The 23034-nt window shown below is 69.1% G+C and carries 20 protein-coding genes; 18 read left to right on the top strand and 2 right to left on the bottom strand.

The window, feature by feature from the left end:
• Nucleotides 1-544: 544 nt before the first annotated feature.
• Nucleotides 545-1387, bottom strand: coding sequence for a TRM11 family SAM-dependent methyltransferase (locus tag ACIA47_RS17165; protein WP_396708925.1), 843 nt, complete (start codon nucleotides 1385-1387; stop codon nucleotides 545-547).
• A complete protein-coding gene (locus ACIA47_RS17160) occupies nucleotides 1380-1841 on the bottom strand; it encodes a hypothetical protein (RefSeq protein WP_396708923.1) in 462 nt (153 codons plus the stop codon). The genes ACIA47_RS17165 and ACIA47_RS17160 overlap by 8 nt, the downstream gene beginning before the upstream one ends.
• 394 nt (nucleotides 1842-2235) lie before the next feature.
• Between ACIA47_RS17160 and ACIA47_RS17155 the strand changes: the two genes are divergently transcribed.
• From ACIA47_RS17155 to ACIA47_RS17070, 18 genes are all read left to right on the top strand, one after another.
• Nucleotides 2236-3012, top strand: a complete 777-nt coding sequence (locus tag ACIA47_RS17155; RefSeq protein WP_396708921.1) for a hypothetical protein — start codon at nucleotides 2236-2238, stop codon at nucleotides 3010-3012.
• Nucleotides 3013-3172: 160 nt separating this feature from the next.
• Entirely contained in the window at nucleotides 3173-4147 is a 975-nt protein-coding gene (locus ACIA47_RS17150) for a hypothetical protein (RefSeq protein WP_396708919.1), read from the top strand.
• Nucleotides 4148-4247: 100 nt separating this feature from the next.
• Nucleotides 4248-7016 (top strand): hypothetical protein, encoded by a 2769-nt coding sequence (locus ACIA47_RS17145; protein WP_396708917.1) that lies wholly within the window; start codon nucleotides 4248-4250, stop codon nucleotides 7014-7016.
• A gap of 76 nt (nucleotides 7017-7092) precedes the next feature.
• Entirely contained in the window at nucleotides 7093-7557 is a 465-nt protein-coding gene (locus ACIA47_RS17140) for a hypothetical protein (RefSeq protein ID WP_396708915.1), read from the top strand.
• A gap of 567 nt (nucleotides 7558-8124) precedes the next feature.
• Nucleotides 8125-8427: a pilin gene (locus ACIA47_RS17135; protein WP_396708913.1), complete on the top strand. Its 303-nt coding sequence runs from the start codon at nucleotides 8125-8127 to the stop codon at nucleotides 8425-8427.
• Between the two features lie 11 nt (nucleotides 8428-8438).
• Nucleotides 8439-9356, top strand: coding sequence for a hypothetical protein (locus ACIA47_RS17130; RefSeq protein ID WP_396708911.1), 918 nt, complete (start codon nucleotides 8439-8441; stop codon nucleotides 9354-9356).
• A complete protein-coding gene (locus tag ACIA47_RS17125) occupies nucleotides 9353-10243 on the top strand; it encodes a PrgI family protein (protein ID WP_396708909.1) in 891 nt (296 codons plus the stop codon). Before ACIA47_RS17130 ends, ACIA47_RS17125 begins: the two co-directional genes overlap by 4 nt.
• On the top strand, nucleotides 10240-11991 hold the full coding sequence (locus ACIA47_RS17120; protein ID WP_396708907.1) for a VirB4 family type IV secretion system protein: 1752 nt from the start codon (nucleotides 10240-10242) through the stop codon (nucleotides 11989-11991). The genes ACIA47_RS17125 and ACIA47_RS17120 overlap by 4 nt, the downstream gene beginning before the upstream one ends.
• Nucleotides 11991-14456: a type IV secretory system conjugative DNA transfer family protein gene (locus ACIA47_RS17115; RefSeq protein WP_396708905.1), complete on the top strand. Its 2466-nt coding sequence runs from the start codon at nucleotides 11991-11993 to the stop codon at nucleotides 14454-14456. The genes ACIA47_RS17120 and ACIA47_RS17115 overlap by 1 nt, the downstream gene beginning before the upstream one ends.
• Nucleotides 14457-14661: 205 nt before the next feature.
• Entirely contained in the window at nucleotides 14662-15513 is an 852-nt protein-coding gene (locus ACIA47_RS17110; protein ID WP_396708903.1) for a replication-relaxation family protein, read from the top strand.
• A 314-nt stretch (nucleotides 15514-15827) separates the two neighbouring features.
• A complete protein-coding gene (locus tag ACIA47_RS17105; protein WP_396708901.1) occupies nucleotides 15828-16517 on the top strand; it encodes a hypothetical protein in 690 nt (229 codons plus the stop codon).
• Nucleotides 16518-16606: 89 nt separating this feature from the next.
• The gene (locus ACIA47_RS17100) at nucleotides 16607-17338 is read left to right on the top strand and encodes a hypothetical protein (RefSeq protein ID WP_396708899.1); all 732 of its coding nucleotides are present in this window, start codon (nucleotides 16607-16609) and stop codon (nucleotides 17336-17338) included.
• A gap of 376 nt (nucleotides 17339-17714) precedes the next feature.
• Nucleotides 17715-19007, top strand: a complete 1293-nt coding sequence (locus tag ACIA47_RS17095) for a MarR family transcriptional regulator (protein ID WP_396708897.1) — start codon at nucleotides 17715-17717, stop codon at nucleotides 19005-19007.
• Between the two features lie 75 nt (nucleotides 19008-19082).
• On the top strand, nucleotides 19083-20072 hold the full coding sequence (locus ACIA47_RS17090; protein ID WP_396708895.1) for a DUF932 domain-containing protein: 990 nt from the start codon (nucleotides 19083-19085) through the stop codon (nucleotides 20070-20072).
• 119 nt (nucleotides 20073-20191) lie between these two features.
• Nucleotides 20192-20593, top strand: a complete 402-nt coding sequence (locus ACIA47_RS17085; protein ID WP_396708893.1) for a hypothetical protein — start codon at nucleotides 20192-20194, stop codon at nucleotides 20591-20593.
• Nucleotides 20594-21136: 543 nt separating this feature from the next.
• Nucleotides 21137-21466: a hypothetical protein gene (locus ACIA47_RS17080; RefSeq protein WP_396708891.1), complete on the top strand. Its 330-nt coding sequence runs from the start codon at nucleotides 21137-21139 to the stop codon at nucleotides 21464-21466.
• A 76-nt stretch (nucleotides 21467-21542) separates the two neighbouring features.
• A complete protein-coding gene (locus tag ACIA47_RS17075) occupies nucleotides 21543-21884 on the top strand; it encodes a hypothetical protein (protein ID WP_396708889.1) in 342 nt (113 codons plus the stop codon).
• 74 nt (nucleotides 21885-21958) lie between these two features.
• Nucleotides 21959-22981 (top strand): C40 family peptidase, encoded by a 1023-nt coding sequence (locus tag ACIA47_RS17070; RefSeq protein ID WP_396708887.1) that lies wholly within the window; start codon nucleotides 21959-21961, stop codon nucleotides 22979-22981.
• Nucleotides 22982-23034 lie beyond the last annotated feature (53 nt).

Below are 23034 nucleotides of genomic sequence, written 5' to 3'. Positions count from 1 at the left end.
CGGCGGGTTCGACGACCACCGCGATTGTGCTGCATAGGAGGTCGGGCGAGGTGGGGTGACGGAGGTCGGCTTGGACCTCGCCGTCTGTCAGGTGTCGGGTGGGACGACGCATGTTGTCCTCCGTAGGACAGCAAGAAGGCGGCCACCGGTTGGTGGCCGCCTGAGGGATGGATGAGCCGCACCCTGGTCCCGAATGGGCGAGGGCGTGGGGTTGGTGCGTGCCAGGTCCGAGGCTGGCGGCGGCGGCCGACCGTTGCTGGTGGGCGCGATGCCGTCGCGCGAGGCGTCAGATCAGAGGCAGGTGAAAGTAAGGAGAGCCCTCAAGCTAGCCGGTCCGGGAGCGCCGGCGGCGGGGCTGTCAGGATCGGCCTACTGGCCGAACCTGACAGCCCCGCAACCTGCGACCTCGTGTCGGGTCTGCTGACTCAGCAGGACTTGCCGGGACGGGACTGAGGCCAGACAAGCTGATCTCGTCAGCGGCTTGGCCAAGCCCTCATCGGCGTCGGCCTTGCCAGGTCCGATAGTCCTGAACCTGGTAAGGCTCCTAAGGACGGCGGAGGACCAGCACATCTTCGTGCGCAACCAGGTGCACGGGGATACCGTCGTCGCGGCTGCGGCGGACCGCCATCATTCCGAACATGCTGGCCCGGTGCACAACCTGCCCGTCGCGGACGGCGGCGAGCATCGCCGCCGTCCGCTCCACCGGGACCAGCCCCACCGATTGCGCGGCGGCGAGCAGCTCGCCGGGCAGGTCAATCAGGTCATCGCGTTGCCGACGTACCGGCCGGGAGGTGATCACCACGATTCCGCCGGGACGCAGCAGCTGGTAGCTGGCCGACAGGATGGAGGCGAACCCGCCGAGCAGGCGGGACCACCCCGCATAGGCGAGATTGCCACGCTCCCGGTCCCCATACAGGTGGTCCCGCTTGCGTACACCGGTCCTCGACGTCTGTACGAGTCCATGCGTCCCGCGCCCGTACGGCGGCGAGGTAAGCACGAGACTCACCCTGCCGACCGCCGACGCGGGCACTAGATCGAGCAAATTGGTGGCGTCCCCGGTGATCACCGTGGCCGTGCCGGCGGCGCCGTGCGACGCGGCGAGGGCGACGTTGGCCTCGGCGAGTGCCGTGTAGGAGGGCTCGATGTCGATCCCGATGCCCTGCCGGCCGACGTGCATGGCTTCCACCAACGTGGTGCCGCACCCGCACATCGGGTCAAACACCACGTCGCCCAGCGCCGTGTATTTGCCGATGGCGTGCGCGGCCAGGTGAGGCAACATTTTGGCCGGATGGCTGGAGGTTTCCCGGACGTAGCGGCCTCTTCGCTGGTCGCGGGCGGGTATCTGGCAGGTCAGCCACACCGAGGTGATAGGCAGGCTCTCAGCCATCGGCGTCCCCGCCCCCTATCGCGCTGCGGGTCAAAATCAGCACGTCGGTGTGGATCGCCAGCTGCGCCTGCTGACCACGCCGGGGTGGCCGGTCGGCCGCCACGATGTGCTGCAGGTACGCCAGCCCGGCCCGCTTCGCGGCGATGACGACGTCGACCGGCAGGGAGACGTCGCCGTGGGCCAGCAACACCGCCACGCAGCCGCCCGGCGCGAGATGGGCGCGGCAGCGGAGGAAGAACTCGGTCGGAGAGGCGTCGGCAAGCGGCCAGCCAGTGACGATCAGCGTCGCCGACTCGCGGCCCCAACCGACCGGAGGGCGGGCCGCCTGCAGATGACTACGTCGGTGTGCCGCAATGATCGCGCGCGCCAACTGCGGTCCTTCGACCAGGTCGATGATCAGGTCAGACGGATGGGTGAGGTTGTGGACCAACCGCACGCCCATCGCATTGGACATGGCCTCCCCCTCGTGCGGGGCGGGGACCGGCCAGACAGTGATCGGCACGGGTGGGTCGCCGGGCACCACGTCCCCCACGGGAACCGGCGCACGGTGATGATTTTTGTCGGTCATGGGCGTGGTGGCCCCCGGGCCGGCGGGCGTACTGACGATCCCCAGTGCGCTGCTGACAGGCCGATCGAACCCACCCCTGACCTGACAGCTTCGGTCAATCGGGCCGATCTGACAGCCACGTCAGCGTGCCGGCGGTGATGAAGACAAGGGCGAACCTGACACGACCGGTCACGACCTATCCGGGTCTGACAAACGCTCGTGCTGTCAGGCCGGGCTGTCCCAATCGGAGGTCTCGGATCCTTCGCACCGGGCGAAGCGGCCCCGTAAGGGAGACATCACCATGGCAACGACCACCCGCGTGAGAACGGCCAACACGGCGCTTACCACCGCCGAGAAGGCTTTCGATCTGCTGACCTGCGAACCCGCACCGCTGGTGTTCGACGCCCGGCCGGTGCCGGGCCTGCCAGACACCACGATGCCGCTGAACGAGCTACGCAAGCTGCTCATGTTCGGGCGCTACGACAGCGAATGCACCGACGAGTTGTGGCGGCAGCTGGCCCACCACGCCCGAGAATGGGGACCGGCCTGGGTCGTCGGCGCGATCGGCGTGGCGCTGCCCGCGCTGACGCACCTCGCGGCGAAGATCAGCCGCGGTTACGCGCGGCACGCCGACGACGTGGACTCCGAAGTCCTAGCCGGATTTTTGCAATCTATGCGCAGTGCGGATCTCGATCCGCCCCGGCTGTGGCTGCGGCTGTGCTGGGCGGCCTGGCGCGCCGGCGCCGCAGTCGTTAAAACCGACCACGGCGAGGAATTGCCGCTGGACCTGTCCACCGGGTCGCGGTCACCAAGGATGCCTTACGGGCATCCGGACCTGCTGCTCGGTCGGGCAGCCGCCGCCGGCCTGATCACCGCCGAAGCCGCTGAACTGATCAGCGCCACCCGATTTGGCAACGCGTTGATCGAGCAGCTGGCTGCCGAGAGCGGCGTGACCGCACCAGTCCTTCGAATGCGCCGCCGCCGCGCCGAACGCATCGTGGCCGACGCGGTCACGCGCGGCGACCTGTCCGGCCCGACCCCCTCGTCCGGCCGCTGCGAAGTCGCGATGGCGGCCTGACAACACCACCAGCTCGGCGGTTGCCCAGGGGTTCGGGCCGCCGCCGTCCTCACGAGCTGCCTGGGGAAGTGTGTTGACGGTTCGGTCGCCCAAAGGGGATGCGGTGGCGCGGGTGGGACAGGCACAGTGGCTGCGCGACGCGCTGTGAGATGAGGTTGCTGTGACGCGAAACGATCCCAACGTCGAGTTCCTGACGCGGGCGAGCCGGTTCTGCCGGGAGCAGGCCGACGACCTGCAGGGGCTCCTCGGGCCAATCCTGGCTTCCACCGCGCCGGCCAGCGCGCCGGCCACCCGGGACCATAAGGAGCTGCTGTCGTCGGTGCGCAGCGCCGACCGGCAGGAGTTGTGGAGCCGGGCCGCGTTTGCCTGTCTGCACATGGCGGTGCACGTGGCAGACCATGTGCGCGCTCTCGGCGTGCTGCTCGCTCAGCCGCAGGTCGGCGTGCCCGTGTATGCCCACGCCAGTCTGGCCCGTTCGGCGGTGGAGGCTGCAGCGCTGCTGATGCACGTGCTTGCCGAGGGGCAGCCGTTCGAGGTGCGGCTCTCCCGGGGTGTCGCATTGCTGATTGCGGACGCGGGCATGGCGGCGAAGTCAGCGGCGCGGGTGCCGGGCAACGCGTACATGGCCTCTCCCGAGGCTGCGGTCGCCAAGGAGAAGGAGCAGTTGCTGACGCTCATCAAGCGTGCCGGCATTGAGCTGGCGTCCAACGGAAGCGGTGCCCGTGTGAAGGGGGTGCGGGTTACTGCCGGCGGGCCGGAGACGCCCGTCGAGGTAAAAACGACGGACTTGGTGCAGCGGGCATTTGCGGATCTGCCGGAAATCTACGGGATGTTGTCCGGAGTGGTGCACGGCCTACCGTGGCGGCTGGGCGACAGCGCCCAAGTGCATGGGCGACAGGCGGTATGGCAGGCCCACCCAATGGAGGTCGGCGGGTCGGTGCTCGCGGCAGTTACCGCGGCCGGGCGAGCTGGTGGGTCCTTCGCCTGGTATCGAGGATTCGGCCCTGAGCCGGCCGTGGCCAGAATGCGGGCGCGAGCAAAGGCGTGCGACGAAGCGTTGCGGCTGTATGCGGAGAGGCGAGGCGTCCTGGCGGGGATGCGGCCGTCAATCGCCCGTTTCCTGACGCCGCAGTGACCAGTTGCCAGGGGAATTGGCGGTTGACCTCAGCGCGGGTGACCACCTCAGCCCGCGCGCCGGGGGCGGGCGAGAGCCGTGGACCGGAAGAATGGGGGCCGTGACCAAGCGTTCCGCCGAATCGGACAAAACGATCGAGCACCGTGTGCCCACGCCCGGCACCGTGCGGCAGCTCTACGGCACTGCGTTCGCGTGCGCGAAGCCTGGGTGCCGTGCCGGGCTGTACACAGTGAACGCATCCATCGGTCATCACGTTCTCAACAGCCACGTCGCCCATATCCACGCGCGCAGCGAAGGCGGCCCTCGCTGGGACCCAGCCATGAGCGAAGCTGACAACCGCGACGTCGGCAACCTCCTCCTGCTGTGCTTTCCCCACGCGTGGGAGATCGATCAGGTCCCAGACGAGTACCCCGCCGAGATGCTGCGATCCTGGAAGCGGGATCAATTGGCCGACGCTGAACGCGCGCACCATAGCTGGCAGATCAGCGACGAAGAGGCCCGCGAGGCGGTCACACCCTTCGACCTCGACGCGGTCATCGAGAAGCTCAGCGCAGTCCTGCCGTTCAACCCGCGGATGCGCAGCCGGATCGAGACGTGGCAACTGGCTATCCGGCGAGGCCATGCCATGCGGGTATCCCGGCTGACACCGCTCGTGCCGCCGGAGCGGCGGCCGGCGGTACTCGCGTGGATGGCGGCGCGCCAAGAACCGCTCGTTGAGGTCCCAGTAGGGCAGGTCCGCGTTCTAGTGGGCCGGCTTGGGGCCGGCAAGTCGGAACACGCACTCCGCTGGTGGGGGCAGGCTGTCCAGGCGGCGGCCAACGACCCGGACATCGAGATTCCGCTGTTTCTTCCCGCTCGGCACATCACTGCCAGCTTGGAATTGGCGATCGCCAATGAACTTGGCCGCGACCCCTCCGCCCGCTGCCACGTGGTCATCGATGACCTGGACAGTGTCCCGTTGCGGGAAGCCGCCCGTCTCCTCGCCGAGGCCCGCCAACTCGTCCACACGTGGCCTCAGGTCAGCGTGCTGGCGACCGCGCGGCCGGGGATCCCCGTGCCCGACGAGGAGAAGATCCTCGTCGAGCCTTGGCCGGCCCAGCGCGGCGCTGAGCTGGCGAAGTTGGCTCTCGATGACGACATCCCCTGGCACCTGTGGAACACCGAAACGGCTGCCCTGCTCACCAGTCCGCTGACCGCTCTTGGCCTGGCGGCCCGATTACACGCTGGCCGCGACGTCAAGGTATCCCGGGCTCAACTCCTGGCTGATCTCGCGACGATGGTCATCGACTCGCAAAGCGACGAGGTTGCTGATGGCACGTGGCAGGACCTGGCTCGGTTGGCCGTTCGGATCCTCGGACAGTCGCAGCCGGTTACCGGGGCCTCGTTCGGGTCGTTGCCCCTCGTCCGTCGCCTCACCGCAACCGGCCTCGTTGTCGGCGACCACACGGAGCTGACGTTCGCGTTGCCAGTGTTCGAGCAGTATTTCGGGTCCGAAGCCCTCCGGATGGGCCTGGCTGACCTGGAGACGATCGCGGCGGCCAGTTCGTTCCCCCGGTGGCGATACGCGCTCGCATTCGCCGTCTCCACCGCCATCGACCAGGATCAAGAACGCCTCATCGCCGGCCTTGCGACGGTCAATCCGGCGGCAGCGTTCTGGATCCTCGATGAGATCACCGACGCAAGTACGGACCGCACCCATGACGGTCCATCTGATGAGGCGATCGCGGCACTCATCAGCCGCCGCGACCCCACCGGCGAGCTCACCGCCGAGCCCGACCTTGCCTTGCGCGCCGGGCAGTGGCTGCGCGGCGCGGAACAAGCCCTGCTGATCGGACTCGGACCCCTGGCCGAATCATTGGCACGGCACCGCGACGGTCGCCTCGTACAGTGGGGCACCTGGTTGCAGAACGGCCATCTGACGCTCGCTCGCTCGCGCGACCAGCTGCCGCCGCCGGACCTCGTCAAACTTCCCGAAATGTTCCCCAGCCTCGCCCGATGGCACCGCGTTGAAGGGATGCGCTTTCCGACCTCTGACCTTGGTCGCTGGCTGCGCGCCCAGGCGGCGCTGCAAGAACAGCTCCAGAACGTGATCAGGAGACGGACCCTGCCCGTTCCCCGCACATCATGGCTGGCACGCGAACGGCTCTACCTACTCGCCAATTTCGTCTACAACTACAGCGCCGCGCGCCGGCGCCGCACCATCGGCCTTGCCGAACTGCGTGACACCGTCGCCGAGTGGATGGAGCGGGCGAACCGGTCGGTGCGGTCGACGTGGCAGGGGACAGGCCGCTCCGTCGACTCGGACGACATCCGTTGGCTCGCCGCTCAACTGGACATGGAGGACGGCGATACGCTCCTGCCGCCTTGGCCCGAAGGCGATCAGCCCGGGACAGGCAGGTGGCGCTGGCAGACGTACTCACCGGAGCTAACCTTGACCCTGGCGACGGACATCGTGCGACAAGCCCTGATCGGCTATCGGCAGCTCGTCGAAACCTCGTTCCCTGCCTTCGGGGACGCTTTGGGGCTCTACAGCATGCTGCCCCTCCAGGTCGAAGGACTCGTCCGGCGACCCGTCAACGACGCGAACGCGCACACGATCATTGTCAGCCTGAGCCCAGAAAGCGGTGCGCAACGATCGGACGTCCCGTCAGTCGACCTGCGGCTCGTACCCGACGACGGCCATGGGTTCTGGACGTTCATCCAGGAGCGCCGCAACGCCGCCCGGACGACGTTCGGCCAGAGTCCGCTCCAGGACGTAGACCTGCCACTGGGCAACATGTGTCCGGCAACCAGCCTGGCGTACCGGTGGCTCGTCCAGGATCTTGCCGCAGTTGGCTGGCTCAACGATCACCACGGTCTCCTCGATTGACGCCGGTCGAGCGACCAGAAGACGAGACGGCTCCCCACCTGAGCATCGGCAGCTCTTCCTGGTGCAGAATCACGGTATGAGCCTCACCTTGGTTGAACTTGATCGTCCAGTGGACGAGCGGTTCTGGTTCCCGTTCACGTACGAGGAAGCAGGCCTCGGGTTCAACAACCAATGGTGGTACCGCGGCCCCGTCTATCCCCATTCCAAGAGCATCTTTCTGCGATTCCTAGAGAACAACAACGAGGTCGCGCGGGTTCATCTGGACACCGAGGTCGGGATCGATCATTACGCCGAGGTTCCGCCACTTGGAGCCGCCGCACTCGAGATCCAGTTCATTGAGGTGCACGACGATCACCGCGGCCGCGGCATCGGCCGCGCTGTCATCGGCCTCCTGCACAACCGCTACCAAGACCGTCGGCTCGTGGCCTTCTCCGAGGGCGCCGACGGCTTCTGGTCAACTCTCGGTTGGCGTCGGCACCTTCACGCCGATCCCGAAGAGGCGTCGTACTTCCGACCACTCTTCATCCAGCCACAGGCGTAAGGCCTGCCGCCGCACGGACGAGGCTCCCGGAACCTACCAGCCTCGTCGGCTCGTAATGAGTCTGGCGGGGAGTTGCCGCTGCCCCTGCCGGGGCGCGATTATCGGCATGAGCGGACGTCGCCCGACTGACAGCCGCAGCACATGCTGACATCGTCGGGTCCGCTAAAGAAGCCTTCAAGCCCAAAGGGCCTGGTTTGAACGATGCCCGTGGGATCGGCGTCCCGAATGACGGCACGGCCGGCGCACGACTGGATAGCCGTCCGGCGAACTGGTTGCGAACCCAGGGAACTACGTGAGCTGCTGACCGATCTTGTCAGGTCATGACAGGCGTGAGACGAGTTCGATCGGCCTGACAGCGGAGTTCTGGACGGTGCATGTCAATCACGGCATGTCCGCCCGGTGGGGACCTCCCATCCGGTGAGGCCAACGGTCCGGCACGGCTGGCACGGCGTACTGACACCGCAACCCTTCGCCCAGAGCAAGGGAGGAGCGCCCCCACCGGCCCTGTCGAAGCCTCGCCTTGGTCCCCACCGCGGCGGCCCCGCAAAAGTCCTGTGGAGCGTCGCAATGCATACAACTCTGTCAGTGTTGGCCGACCTCGCCGCCGCCACACCCACGCCCACGCCGGCCCCGACACCCAAGACCATCAACGACGTCATCTCCTCGATCACCGCGTGGATCATGGGCATAATCGCGCTGGTAGCGACAATGTTCCTGGTCATCGGTGGCCTCCGCTACATGGCCGCTGGCGGTGACCCGGCCCAGGTCGAGCAGGCGAAGGGCAACTTCAAGTCCGCCTTGATCGGCTACGCCTTGGCGGTTCTCTCCCCCGTGATCCTGCAGGTGCTGCAGGGCATCATCGGCGGCTGAGGGCAGCGGTCATGGTCGACTGGATGATGAATGGCCTGGTGGAATGGCTCGCCGATCGGCTGCAAGACCTCCTCGGCGGACTCCTGGCCTATCTGACGTCGTCGATGTTCCTGTCGCCGGACGTCACTGTCTTGCCGCAGGTGCAGACCATCGCCGCGAAGAGCACACTGGTCGTCAACGCCTGCTACGTCCTCGCGCTGCTGACCGCCGGCGTCGTGACGATGACCAACAGTTCGGTCGAGGTCCGATACGGCGTCAAGGAACTCGTGCCACGCCTCGTTGTCGGGTTCATCCTGTCGAACTTCGCGGTCCCGCTGTGCGCCGTACTCATCGATGTGGCCAACGCGTTGACGGTGGCCATGGTCGGCACTGCGGCGCCGACCACGCAAGCGGTCACGATGGCCCGCACGCACGTGGCCGCCGCCCTCATCGACCCTGCCAACGCCCTCATCGCCCTGGTCATCGGATTGTTGATCGTCGGGCTGATGTTCACCCTCGTCACCGGTTGGGTCGTACGCGTCGCGGTGCTGGTCATCCTGGCCGGCCTCGCCCCGCTCGCGCTGGCCTGCTACTGCCTGCCCTGGACGCAACCCACCGCCGACCTGTGGTGGCGCAGCCTGCTGGGCTGCCTCGGCACCGCCGTGCTGCAGGCCATCGCGTTCTCCACCGGCATCCAACTGCTCACCGACCCGGACGCGAGCATCCCGGTCCTGATCGGCCTGCCAGGCTCGGACGTGTTGAACCTATTGCTGGTCGCAGTGGTCCTGTGGATGACGGTCAAGATCCCCGGGATGATGGGCCGCTACGCCACGGGCAAGGGGTCTCCGAACATCGGCGGGATCCTGCTGCGGGCAGTGGTCATCCAGAGCATCACCCGCCGTCTACCGCTCGGCGGGCTACGACGCAGCGCCTTGCGAGATGGGCGATGACGGTCGAGGACAGCGTCCCGCGCGCCGTCGTCCCGGCCAACGTCAACGAGCCTGACCGCATCGCGTTCGGGCTGACGTTCCGGCAACTGGGCATCGTCGGCGGTGCCGGCCTCGTCGGGCTCGGTGTCTACCGCACGTTCGGGCATCTACTACCGCAGGTGGCCTGGATCGTCGCCGGGGCGATCGTGTTCGCCGTAGCGGTCGTGGTGGCGCTCGGCCGCCGTGACGGCCTGCCGCTGGACCTGTGGCTGCGGCACGGGTTCGCGCTCAGCCGAAGGCCGCGCACCCTTACGCCGGGTAAGGCTCGGGCCAGCTCGGTCGCGGTCGTGGCCGGCCAGCCGAGCCTTCCGGCACCGCTGCAGTCTCCGGTCACGGCGGTCAGCCCGAACGGAGTCCTGACCAGTGAGGGCAGCCGCAGGGTCCTGATCGCCTGCGGCACGACGAACATCCACCTGCGCACCGGCGGTGAGCAGGGGGCACTGTTGGAGGGGTTTGGTCGGTTCCTCAACAGCCTGACCGGGCCGGCGCAGATCGTCGTGGCTGCGCAGCGCCACGACCTGACCGTCTACGCGCAGGCGACTGTCGACCATGCGCCGCGGCTGTCGCACCCGGCGTTGCAGGCCGCCGCCGACGACTACGCCGAGTTCCTGCTCGACCTCAACAGCCAGCGCGATCCGCTGCGCCGCCAGGTCCTCGCCGTGATTACCGGAGAGCTCGGGGCCGACGCCGCTGTGCGGGCGCTGTCCGGGCTCGGTGTCGAAGCCGCAGCTCTCGACGGACCGGCTGTCGCCTCCGCGCTGGCCGGCGCGGTCGATCCGTTCTCCCCGCCTGTGCCTGGCCCGCGTGCGGTACCCGGCACCCCGATCACACTGCGGAGCACATCATGAACCTGTTGAAAAGGCCCAAGACGAGTATCGCGGCCGGGGAGGGGATGCCCTCCCCCGCCGCGTTGTCGGTCACGCCGTGGCACGTGCAGGTCGGCGACGGTTATGCCGCCACCTACGCGGTGTGCGGGTATCCGGCCGAGGTCGGCCCAGCCTGGCTCGACCCGCTGCTGTCCTACCCCGCACGGGTCGACGTCTCGGTGCACCTGGACCCGGTGGCGCCGCAACTGGCCGCGCCGCTACTCAAGCGCCAGCGCGCCCGCCTCGAATCCTCGCGCCGCCTCGATGCCGATCAGGGACGGTTGGGTGATCCCATGGTCGAGGCGGCCGCAGCGGATGCCGCCGACCTGGCGGAACGCGTCGCCCGCGGCGCAGCGAAGCTTTTCGACACCGGCATCTACATCACCATCCACGCCCGTACCCTCGACGAACTGCGCACCGTCACCGCGGGTGTGAAGTCCGCCGCCGCCAGCGTGCTGCTGGACCTGCAACCGGCCACGTTCCGGCACCACCAGGGCTGGATCTCCACTCTGCCGGTCGGTGTGGACCCGCTACGCATGCGCCGCATCCTCGACACCACCGCCCTCGCGGCGGCGTTTCCTCTTGCCTCGGCGGACCTCGCCGCCCCGGCCCCCGGCACCGTCGCTGCGCCCGAGGGGCTGCTGTATGGGGTCAACACGACCAGCAACGGGGTCCTGATCTGGAACAGGTGGGCGCAGGACAACCACAACTCGGTCGTCCTGGCCCGCTCCGGCGCGGGTAAGTCGTACTTCGTCAAGTTGGAGGTCTTACGGAACCTCTATCAGGGCACCATTGTGTCCGTCATCGACCCCGAAGACGAGTACGCGCCCCTGGCCGAGCACGTCGGCGGCACCGTCGTGCAGCTCGGCCAGCCGGGCGTCAGAGTCAACCCCCTCGATCTGCCCGCCGACCACCGGCCCGACACCCTCACCCGACGCGGCCTGTACCTGCACACCTTGATCTCGGTCATGCTCGGGGCGGCCCCGCCGCCCGGCGAGCGCGCCGCGCTGGACCGGGCGATCACCGCCACCTACGCCCGCGCCGGGATCAACGGCGACCCGGGCACCTGGACCAAACCCGCGCCGCTGCTGCGGGACCTCGCCGACATGCTCGCCGCCGACGACGACCCCGCCGCCGGGCAGCTCGCCGCCCGACTCGCGCCCTGGACGGTCGGGAACTTCGCCACCCTGTTCGACGGGCCGACCACGACCGTCCCGCGAGGGCACCTGGTGGTGTGGTCGCTGCGGCACCTGCCCGACGAGCTGCGCACGGTGGGCACGCTGCTGGCGCTCGACTCGATCTGGTGTGGCATCGACACCCCCGCCACCGCCGCCCGCGGGCGGCGGCAGCTGGTCGTGGTGGACGAAGCCTGGCTCCTGATGCGCGACGGCGAAGGCAGCCGGTTTCTGTTCCGGATGGCCAAGGCAGCCCGGAAGCGGTCCGCCGGCCTGTGCGTGATCACCCAGGACGCGGCCGACGTGCTGTCGACCGACCTCGGCCTCGCCGTGGTGTCCAACGCCGCGACCCAGGTCCTGATGCGCCAGAGCACGCAGTCCATCGACGCGGTGGCCGAGGCGTTCGGCCTGACCGCTGGGGAGTCGCGGCTGCTGCTGTCGGCGCCACGTGGCGAGGGCCTCCTCGTCGCCGGTCGTAGCCGGATCCCGTTCCGCGCGGTGGGGTCGGCGGCCGAGCACAGGCTTGCCGTAACTGGGATCGGGGAGGCCGACTGATGACCACCCCGACCTGGCCCGCCGACCTCGGGCATTGGATCATTGCCCGCCCATGGCTCGGCTTCGTCGCCGCTGCCGCGATCGTCACAGCGGTGTTCGGCCGCGACCAGCTACTGGCTTGGCGGCACCAGCGGTTCGCGGCTGGCGGGCGGTGGCTGACCATCGCCGCACCGCCGGAGGTTACCGCCGAGGCCGCCGCCGCGTTCTGGACGACGCTGGTCGGCGTGCTGACGCCGTCGGTGTGGCGACGCAGGGTGTACGGGTACCCACACGTGGGGTGGGAGTACACGTGGACCGGCCGTGCCCTGACCATCCGGGTCTGGGTGCCGGGCACGGTGCCGCCCGGCGCGGTCGAGGCCGCCGTCCGGGCGGCCTGGCCCGCCGCGACCCTCACGACCGCGGATGCCGCCGCGCCGATTCCCGCCCAGGTGGGCGAGCAAATGGGCGGGGCGCACTGGCCGCAGCACACCGACGGGCTGCCGCTGCGCAGCGAGCACGACACCGACCCGCTTCGGGCGTTGCTTTCTGCCGGGGCCGAGGTCCGATACCGCGAACACGCGTGCGTGCAGATCCTCGCCCGCCCGGCACCCGCCCGCCGTGTCCGGGCGGCCCGCCGGGCGGCGGCCACCACCAGCAATCCTCCCCACGGGCGGCCCGACATGGCGGCCCAAGCTGTTTCGGGTGCGGCGCGGTGGGTCATCGAGCCTCTGCTGTGGCTCCTGGAGGTCTTCATGCCCGGCCCGTCCCGGCCGCGCGGCCCGGCACGCGCCACAGTGGCGAGGGCAGCCGAACGGGATCCGGTAGCCACCGCCGACGCCCGCACCATCGTGGACAAGGCCGTGCGGGTGCCGCACTTCGAGATCGCGGTCCGGTTCGCCGTGGCTGCGGACCCGGACAAGACACCGCCGGACAGGCAACGGGCCGACCAGGTCCGTGAACGTCTCGCTGGGCTCGGGCACACCATCGCCTCGGCCGCCGCGGCGTACACCGGCCCGAACCGGCTGCGCCGGATGAAGATGCCCCACCCGGTGGCCACGATCGCCGGACGACAACTGCGGCGCGGCTTCCTGGCCACGGTCCCGGAACTTTCGGCCCTGGCCGCGCTGCCGCAAGACCTCGCCGTTCCGGGCCTGGACCGGGCGAGGGCCAAGGCCGTTCCGGCGCCCGTGCAGGTCCCCTCCGGCGGGCGGAGCGTGAAGGTGCTGGGCCGCTCACAGATCGGCCACCACAGCATCGGCCTCACTGTCACCGACGCCCGGCAGCACGTGCACGTGGTCGGCAAGACCGGCGTCGGTAAGTCCACGTTGCTGCTGAACATGATCCTCAGCGATATCAAGTCCGGGCGCGGGACCGTGGTCATCGATCCGCGGGGTGACCTGATCACCGACATCCTCGACCGGTTGCCCGCCTCCTACGCCAAGAAGATCGTGATCATCGACCCGGACCAGGAGAACCCCGGCTGCTTCAACCCCCTTGATGACGGCGGGGATCCGCACCTGGCCGTGGACAACCTCGTCGGCATCTTCGCCAAGATCTTTCAAGGGCAGTGGGGGCCGCGCATGGATGACACCATGCGCGTCGCCTGCCTCACCCTGATGCGCCATGCGAAACCAACCCTGAGCCTGGTCCCGTCGTTGCTGCAGGACCGGGACTTCCGGGCCCGGTTCACCCACGGCCTGGACGACCCGGACGGCCTCGGCGGGTTCTGGCTCTGGTACGACGGCATCAACGAACAGTTCCGCGGCCAGGTCATCGCACCCGTCCTCGCCAGACTCCGGGCCTTCCTGCTGCGGGACTTCGTGAAATCGGTGATCGGTAACGCCCACTCGTCGTTCGACATGGGTCGGGTACTTGACGGCGGGGTGCTGCTCTGCCGGCTACCCAAAGGCATCCTCGGCGAGGAGACCAGTCGCATCCTCGGCTCGATGATCGTCGCCCGGGTCTGGCAGGCGGCCATCGCTCGCGCCAGCGTCCCCGAAGACCAGCGAAGAGACGCCAGCCTCTACGTGGATGAGTGCCACAACTTCCTCACGCTGCCCGGCAGCGTCGGGGACATGCTGGCCGAGGCGCGGGGCTTTCGGCTCGGGCTCGTCCTGGCGCACCAAGACCTAGCGCAACTGCCCAACGACATCGCCGCAGCGGTGTCGGCCAACGCGCGGACGAAGCTGTTCTTCAACGTCGATCCCGCTGACGCGCGGGACCTGTCCCGGCACACCAAGCCCGAGCTGGACGAACACGACCTCGCCCACCTCGATGTCTACACCGCTGCAGCCCGGCTGCTGGTCGGCAACCGGGAGCTACCCGCGTTCACCTTCGTGACCAACCCGCCGGTGCCGCCGGTGGGTGAAGCGACCGCGATCCGGCAGGAGTGCGCCGCCGCCCACAGTCGCACCAGCAGCGAGCCGCCGATGCAGCAGCTCGCCCGTACCGCGATGAAGCGGCGCCTGACCGACCGCGAACGCTGAGCGCTCGGGCTCGCATCGGGGCTCGGCTGGGTGCGGCACCGGGGACTCGTCTGGGGGGGTCCGCGACACGAGACCCCACACGAGTTCCGCACCCCTGGTCTGTCAGGTGCCTGACCTGCCCCAACCCGCGCGACGCCAGCACCGAGATAGAGATCAACTCATCCAGACTCCCTACGGGACTCTCTCTCCAGGGGTGTATCCACCTATGCCGCAATCGCGATCGGTCAGCCTCCTGTCCATCTACCCCCACATCACCAGCCGTGACCGTCGGCTTCTCCAGCTACTCGACGACCACCAAGTCCTCACCACCGATCAGATCCACCGCATGCTGTTCCTCGCCCGACGGACCTGTCAGATCCGCCTCGGTGAGCTGACCGCACTGGGCCTGCTCGACCGGTTCCGGTTCGCCCGCGCCGGGGGTGGTAGCCATCCGTGGCACTGGACGCTCGGCCACCAGGGGCACCGGTTCCAGGCCGCCGCTCACCGCCGGCCCGAACCCACCGTGCGCACCAGCCGCCAAAGCGTCGACCGGCTCTCGGCCAGCCCAAACCTGACCCACCTGCTCATAGCCAACGAGTTCTTCGTCCGGCTCACCGTGCACAGCCGACGGCACCCACAGGCGCAGCTGGACCGGTGGTGGTCCGAGACGATAACCACGAAGCAGTTCCGCACCATCACCGCCGACGGGCACGGCCTGTGGAGCCTCGCCGACGCCACGGTGGGGTTCTTCCTGGAGGCCGACACCGGCACCGAACCCCTCGGCCGGGTGGTGGCCAAACTCGACCGGTACGCGCAGCTGATTCGCCGCGGCGGCCCCCGCTACCCGGTGCTGTTCTGGCTGAGCAGCGAGCAACGCGAAGAGCACCTTCACCAACTCCTGCGCGGCCAGCGCGGCGACGTACCGGTCGCGACCGCCACCCACGACGCCGAACCGGCCGAAGCCGTCTGGCTCCCGGTGGGCGCCACCGGCCGAGTCCGGCTCACCGAGTTGCCGAGTGACCACGGGCAGCCCGTGGCGGACAACCCCAACTACGACGACGGCGTCTTCGCGCCCTGACAGACCCTGGCACGCCCACGGCGAATCCTGTCAGCGCAGCTCACAGGCATGGTCGAGGTTCCTGACAACGTCGGCGCTGTCAGGTCACGCAGCTACGGTGCAGCTTCTTCTTTCTTTGCTCGCACCGCCGCCGCCTCTGGTCCCTCCTCGGATCTGCCCGCGCCAGCGGGATCATCCACAGCCCACCCTCGGTCGGCTCGTGATCCACGCCCCGCGCCTTTCACGGCAGCTCTCCCGGTCCAGACGCCGCGCTTCGGTGGCACCACCGCGCATCCCACCCCACGCCCACTGCTTCGCGAAGGGAGCACCCCGCCATGCCCACGCCCACCCCGCTCACCGCTTCGGTGATCACCGTCTGCTTCGGCCCCGGCGAGGACGCCGACTGGTTCGCCGCCTCAGAGAAGGTCAACGATCTCCTACACGCCAACGGCACCCCCGCCCGCCGCTACCACGTCCGCCACCGCCACCTCATCGGCTGGCTGACCCGCTTCCTCGGCTACTACCTCCTCGACGCCGCCCGCCGCTTCGGCACGGTCACCGTGGCCGCCGGAGGCCGCAAGGGTCGCCTCGACCTGACCGGCACCGCCGCCAAAGCCTCCCACCACGCCGCGCTGCGCTGGCGTGCCTGGAACACCCACATCGCCGCGACAACCCGTCCGGCCCGCCCCTTCGAGGACTACCTCGCCCAGCACCACGCCGACCCGACCAAGGTCAGCGTGGCCGAGGCCCGCCGCCGCTTCGAGCAACAGCCACGCGTCCTGGCGATGCTCGCCCTCTCCTTCGACCCGTACGAGCTGTCCGTCTACCAGGCCAGCGAAGCCACCTACGTCGGGCTGCACTGGCGCATCGCGCTGATCGGCGACGCACTGATCACCACCGAAGGCCGCCTGCTCACCCCGGCAAGCGACTCCGTCGCCGACCGGTTCCGCTTCCTCAACGAAGCCTGCGCCTACCTGCGTGGCCTGCGCTCCAGCGCACGACTGTGCGCCGTCGCCATCGCCTAACCGCCTGAAGTATCGAAGGCCGGTCGCAGCCCCGCTGCGACCGGCCTTCCCCATGCCCACAGCCCGACCGCCGGCAGAGGAGAACCCTCATGTTCCTAACCGATCCCGCGCTGCGGCGCATCGCCGCCGACACCAACGACGTCCTACCCGAGCACCTCTGGCGCCACGACACCGCCACCACCGAACCGATCGGCGACCTCGCCCGCATCCTCCACAAGACTGCCCGCGACTTCACCGACAGCACCACCAACCTCGACCAGGCCCTCACCCGGGTGGGTGTGCTGGCCGAGACGGCCCGGCAAGGGTTGACCGCCCGCGCCGACCTGCACATCGCCGCATACCACCAGACCCTCATCGACGGGCTCGTCGCCCGCGAACGGCACAACGTCCTCGGGGCCGCGCTCGTCGCCTGCTACCACGCATGGCGCAACCACCGGCCGATCGGCGACGGCGACGAGCGGTACCTGCTTCTGCGGCGCTGCGACCCGTCGCGCGGCGTGGCGACGCTACGGCGCAAGGACCCGCATACCTGGCTGGTGGTGCCCGACGCCGAGGCCGCTGGCGCGTTCGACATCCCCTACCCGGATCGCGTCGTCGGCGAGGTCACCGAGACCGAGCACCGCTGGACGCCCACCGCCTACATCGCTCGGCCGCCTCACCAAGCCCCGCTCGCCACGGTGTATCAGCTACCCGCGTGCGGTGACCTCGCCTCGGCCTGCCGGTCGCTGCTGCGCTGGTGGCACCTGCGCCACTCCGACGCCTGGCGCAACCGCACTCCGAACCAACTCGACCCCGCCGAACTCGCCCACCTCACCAGCTGAAGCGGGGGACCTGATACCGACTCCTGCCGCCGACAGAAACTCGTCGGACACGCCACCCACGTCAAGGTCGACACGTCCGACGCCAGGCTCCGCCCGCCCGGCAGCGTCAACCCGCTGTGGCTGTCCCACCCCGACGCCGGGATCTACCGCGACCCGACCGAGGACCGCCTCTACATCCTCCAGCCCGACGAGGCCGTCCCGGCGACTGACCGGCTGACGCGGCACCACCCACCGCCACGACCACCGGGCCGCACCCCTCGGCAGCGCACTACGTCACGCGCCTGCCGCACTGACCGCTGCCCGCGACCCGGCGCACCATCGCCCGGCACACCACCGTGCCAGGCGTCCCCACCACATCCCACGAAAGGAGACCCCGATGAAACACCTGTCCCTGACGCCTGCCACGCAGGCCGTCCTCGACGCCCTAAACGACCTCGGTCAGGGCGACGTCCACGAGTTGGCCGACAAGTCCGGCAAGGCCCGCTCGACCACCGACAAGGCGATCAAGACCCTGGCCGACGCCGGTGTCATCGTCCCGGTGGACCCCAACGCCGACCCGGCCGAGGGCATCCCCGCCCGGTGGACCCTCGCCACGCCGAGCGACGCCGATGCCCTCTTGCCCGCCGACGCGGCCGGCGAGACCGACATCGGCGACCCGAACGCCGACAACGCAGCCCACCAGCCGCACACGGAGATGGGCCACCAGCCCACCGATGCGGTCCACGACGCCGTCGCCGAGAACGACGGACCGGACGACGGCAGCGATGACGCCGCCGACACGCCGCACACCGAGACGGCCGGCCAATCGGGCAGCCAGCTCGACAGAGACGGCGCGACCGAGCCCGACGGCATAACCGTGGACGACGCCGACCGCGGCGAGGACGAGCAGGCGCTGACGGTCGCGGCCGTGCAGCCCGCTCGCCCTGGTGACCGCAAGGTCATGGCCATCAAGGGTGTCCTGGCAGACCACGGGGACATCGGCGCCACGCTGGACCTGATCGTGGGCGAGAGCGGTATCAGTCACCCGACCGCCTCGCGGCTGCTGACCGCGATGGAGCAGGCCGACGCCGCCCGCCGGCTGCCCGGCCTGCCGCAGCGGTGGATCGCCGGCCCGACCAAGGCCAGCGAGGTCGACCCGAACCCGGAGCCGCCCCGCTGCCCGCTGTGCTACCAGGTCATCCGCGGCCTGGCGACCGCGCCGAGCGCCACGGCGGCGTTGCTGCCCCTGATCCGGCCGGGCGGCACGCTGCACGTCGTCGCATCGGACGGCGAGACCCACATCATCGCCCTGCCCCAGAGAATGCCGCCGCGCGCGACAGGCATCACCGCGAGTGTGGGCCGCAGCGACGCGACCGCCAACGCCGACGGCAGCCAGCCGTTCGGCCGGGGCGAGTTGGAGAAGCTGACCCTCGACGTCCTGGCAGCGAGCCCGGGCCGGGCGATGAGCCCGCAGGACATCGCCACCGCCATCAGCGGGCAGCTCGGCCGCGCGGTCAGCTCCGGGGCGGTGCGCAACAACTGCACCAAGGCCGCCGCCGCCGGCCGGATCCTCCTGGTCTCCGATGCGCCGCTGACCTTCATCTACCCGGCCCAGGCCGACCCGAGCCCCACCGCGAGCACCAGCGTGGAGCAACCCCAGCAGGACGACAACGACGCCGAGCAGTCCTGACCCGCACCATCCCCAACTCATCGCGGGGGCCGAGCGGATGCGCTCGGCCCCCGCGCACATATCGAGGAGAACCCCATGCCGCACGAACTCGAGACGTTCGCCGACGGAACGACCGCTTTCGCCAGCGCCCGCCTGTCGGCCTGGCACCAGCTGGGCACCGTCACCCAGGACACGATGAAGGCCGAGGAGATCATGGCCGCCGCCCGACTCGGCGACTGGGGCGTACGGACCATCCGCACCGTCGGAATCGACATCGTCAACGGAGTCGAGGTGCAGATCCCCGCCGACGACAAGCGCATGACCGTCCGCCGCAACCCGGTCACCAGGGCAACCGAGTACCTGGGCATCGTCGGCACCGACTACACCGTGGTCCAGAACGAGCAGTGCGCCGAGATGCTCGACCGCCTCGTCGATCAGGTAGGCGGCGCCCACTTCGAGACCGCGGGCAGCCTCCGCCGCGGCAAGTCGGTGTTCGTCACGATGAAGCTGCCGACGGCGATGGAGATCGCCGGGGTGGACCGCTTGGACCTCTACCTAATTGGCACGACCTCGCACGACGGCACCGCCGCCCTGCGGGTGGACGCCAGCCCGATCCGGGTCGTCTGCGCCAACACCCAACGCGCCGCCTTCGCCCACTCTGCCGGGCACTACACGTTCCGGCACACCTCCAACGTCAACTCCCAGATCAGCCAGGCTCGCGAGGCGCTGGGCCTGATGTGGAAGTACATGGAGACCTTCGAGAAGGCCGCCGAGCGGATGCTCCAGACCGAGCTGACCATGCGCGAGTTCGAGAAGATCGTCGGCCAGGTGTGGCCGGTCAAGAACAACGCGTCCGAGCAGACCCACAACAACGCCAAGCAGCGCCTCGGCACCCTCAAGTACCTGATCCGCGAGGCCGACACCCAGAAGGCCATCTCCGGCACCCGGTGGGCCGGCTACCAGGCCATCACCGAGTACCTCGACCACTACCAGCCCGCTAAGAACGAGTTCGCCCGCGCCAACCGGGTGCTCACCGGCAACGTCGGCGAACTGAAAGTGGCCGCCTTCGACCTACTGAAGGTCTGACCGCACCTCGACCCCTCGGGGCGGCGGTCCACCGACCGCTTCCCCGACCCGCACAGAACGGACACGCCCATGGCAGCACCGAGCACCCGGCGGCGCGGATCAGACGAGACAGCACGCCGATGATTCGCCACATCCGTCACCCACGCGAACTTCGACAGTCGGTGTGCGGCCTGCCCGCTGCCGACGTTCAGCGGTGGGAGACCGAAGACCCGCCGAGAGTCGAGTCCACCTGCGAAGACTGCTACACCCTGCTCCCCGAAGCCGCCCGACCCGACGACGCCAACCACCCAGCCGGAGACGCGACCCTCATCGACACGCTGCGGCGCATCATCGCCAACCGGCAGCACGCCAAGATCGACGGCGTCCTCGTCGACCTGTGGTCGGCCAGCGTCACCGTCCTCATCTGGGACCAACTCCGCGACGACAAGCGGCAACAGCTGCTGACCCTGCCGTCACACGAGCTGATCCTGCGCTGCATCGCGATCTACACCAGCGTCACCGCGATGAAGGACCACCAGTGACCGGCTCCGCCTACCTCAGTGGTTCCACTTCGGGCCGTGGGTGTTCTCGATCGACACCGCGCAGGCGCTGATCGCGGCGTCGCGCCGCGACACCCGACCCCTTGGACGTGCCGGCGTGGGCCGTCGCATACGGCCTTGCCCATCTCGACAACCCCAACCCGTGGGCAACCAACCTCATCGGCCCGACCAACACCGCACTCAACCGGACCTACGCCATGACCACCGACCTGGCCGAGCCCCTGATCGTGGCGCAGATCAGCGTCAACGAACAGCCGCCCGCCACGCTACTCATCGACGGGACCCACCGCCTCTACCGCGCCTGGCGCGAACACATACCGCGGCTGCCGGCCTACGTGCTCACCGTCGAGGAAATCCGGCAGGTCCATGACGACCTGCTCCTCGGACCAGGCAGAACCTTCGCCATCCCGCCGTCGAACCCAGGACGGCCTGACACAACCCGATCCCACCGCGTACGCCTCGGAAGCCGCCCCAACGCTGGCGGTGACCGAGGCGTACGCGCATTCACCCCTTGCGGAGGAACCCGTGACGCACACGCCACCGTGGCGCAGGGTCTGCGACTGCCGCTGCATCATCCACTACCGCCTGCCGCGCACCACCTACAACGAGCCCGGCTGCGCCTGCACCATCACCTGCGCCACCCAACCCCTCACACTGCTGGCCCATCAGCAGGGCCGCGCATTCTTCCTCGACCAGGACGGCGACCTCTGGCACATCCCCGCCATGGCCAACGGCACCTGGGACTGGGACAACGCCACCAAGATCGACACCCGCGCCGACGTCTACGACGCCGGCCTCGTCATCGAGCACCTGCTACGCCAGGCCGCCAACGTCCTCGACACGTCCACCGACTGACCCGACCACTCAAGGTGGGCCGCCCATGCGGGCGGCCCACGACCCTTTTCGTGCTTCACGACCAGAGGAGACATCTATGCACCGCACCTACCGCAACGCCCGCGAGCTCGCCTGCGACTGCCGCTGCCCGATCCACCACGGCCAACCGCGCTCGACCTACAACAATCCCGACTGCCACTGCCTGGCCACCTGCGCCAGCCAACCCATGACCCTGCTCGCCCCACAGATCAACGGCGCCGTGTTTCTCGATGCCGCCGGCGCCCTCTGGTACGTAACCAGCTTGGAGCCCGGCCACTGGGACTGGCGCCACGCCACCCCGGTCGACGTGGGCCACCCGCTGTTCCCGGCCAGCACCCTGATCACCGGTCTCCTGCGCGAGACCCACGCCGCACTGCTCCCCCTTCTCTACCGCCTCTAGAACGCACGTCGCGGCGTCCAGCCGCGCACCGCACGCAGACCGACCCCTTCTCGCTATCCCAAGAGGTCACCACCATGACAAAGATCATCGTCGGCGTCGGTACCGTCGTCGTCATCGCCTGTCTCGGCCTGCCCCTCCTCCTGCTGTCCTCCGTCACCGGCGGCGGCCCCGGCCGATGCGCCATCGCCGCCCCACCCGGCCTACGCCCCTCCGGGCAGCCGCCCGGCGCCAGCCGTTGGGACACCGAGCAACTCGACATCGCCGCCACGATCATCGACGTCGGAGTCACCAAAGCCGTACCCCGCTGGGGCTGGATCGTCGCCGTCGCCACCGCCATGCAGGAATCCGGCCTGCGCAACCTGCCCCACCTCGGCGACCGCAACGATCACGACTCCATCGGCGTCTTCCAGCAACGCCCCAGCCAAAGCTGGGGCACTATCGCACAACTGTCCAAGCCCGCCTACCAGGCCGGCACGTTCTTCGACAAGCTCCAGACCGTGCCCGGCTGGCAGACGATGCCACTCACCCAGGCGGCGCAGGCCGTGCAGGTGTCCGCGTTCCCCGACGCCTACGCCACGTGGACCGACGACGCCCTGCAACTCGTGGAGCAGTTGACCAGCACCCTCGCCGACTGCGCCACCGATGCCCTCGACACGCTCCCCACCGGGTTCGCGTTACCCGCCAACACCCCACCCGCCGTAAAGACCGCCATCACCTGGGCCGTCGACCAACTCGGGACGCCGTACCACTTCGGCGGCACCTGCACCGACCCGCACTCTGGCAACCCCGACAAACAATGCGACTGCTCCTCGCTGATGCAAGCGGCGTACCTGGCCGCCGGGATGTCCATCCCGCGCGTCACGGCGGACCAGGTCAACGCCGGAAAGCCGGTGGCCAACCCGGCGCTCCTAGTACCCGGCGACCTCGTCTTCATCCCCGGCAGCCAAGGCACCATGGCCAACCCACGCCACGTCGGCATGTACATCGGCGAAGGACTCATCATTCAAGCCCCGAGAACCGGCGACATCGTCAAGATCACCTCTTCGAGCAGCTGGATCGACGAGATCGCGGCTATTCGCCGTATCGAGGCTCGCTGACCGCCGGTCGGCCGAATCACCGCTCTCGGGTGTCATGGGCTTCTCAATCGCTA

Source organism: Micromonospora sp. NPDC051227, from assembly GCF_044455385.1.
Taxonomy (GTDB): Bacteria; Actinomycetota; Actinomycetes; order Mycobacteriales; family Micromonosporaceae; genus Micromonospora.
This window is presented reverse-complemented; position numbering and strand designations above follow the sequence as displayed.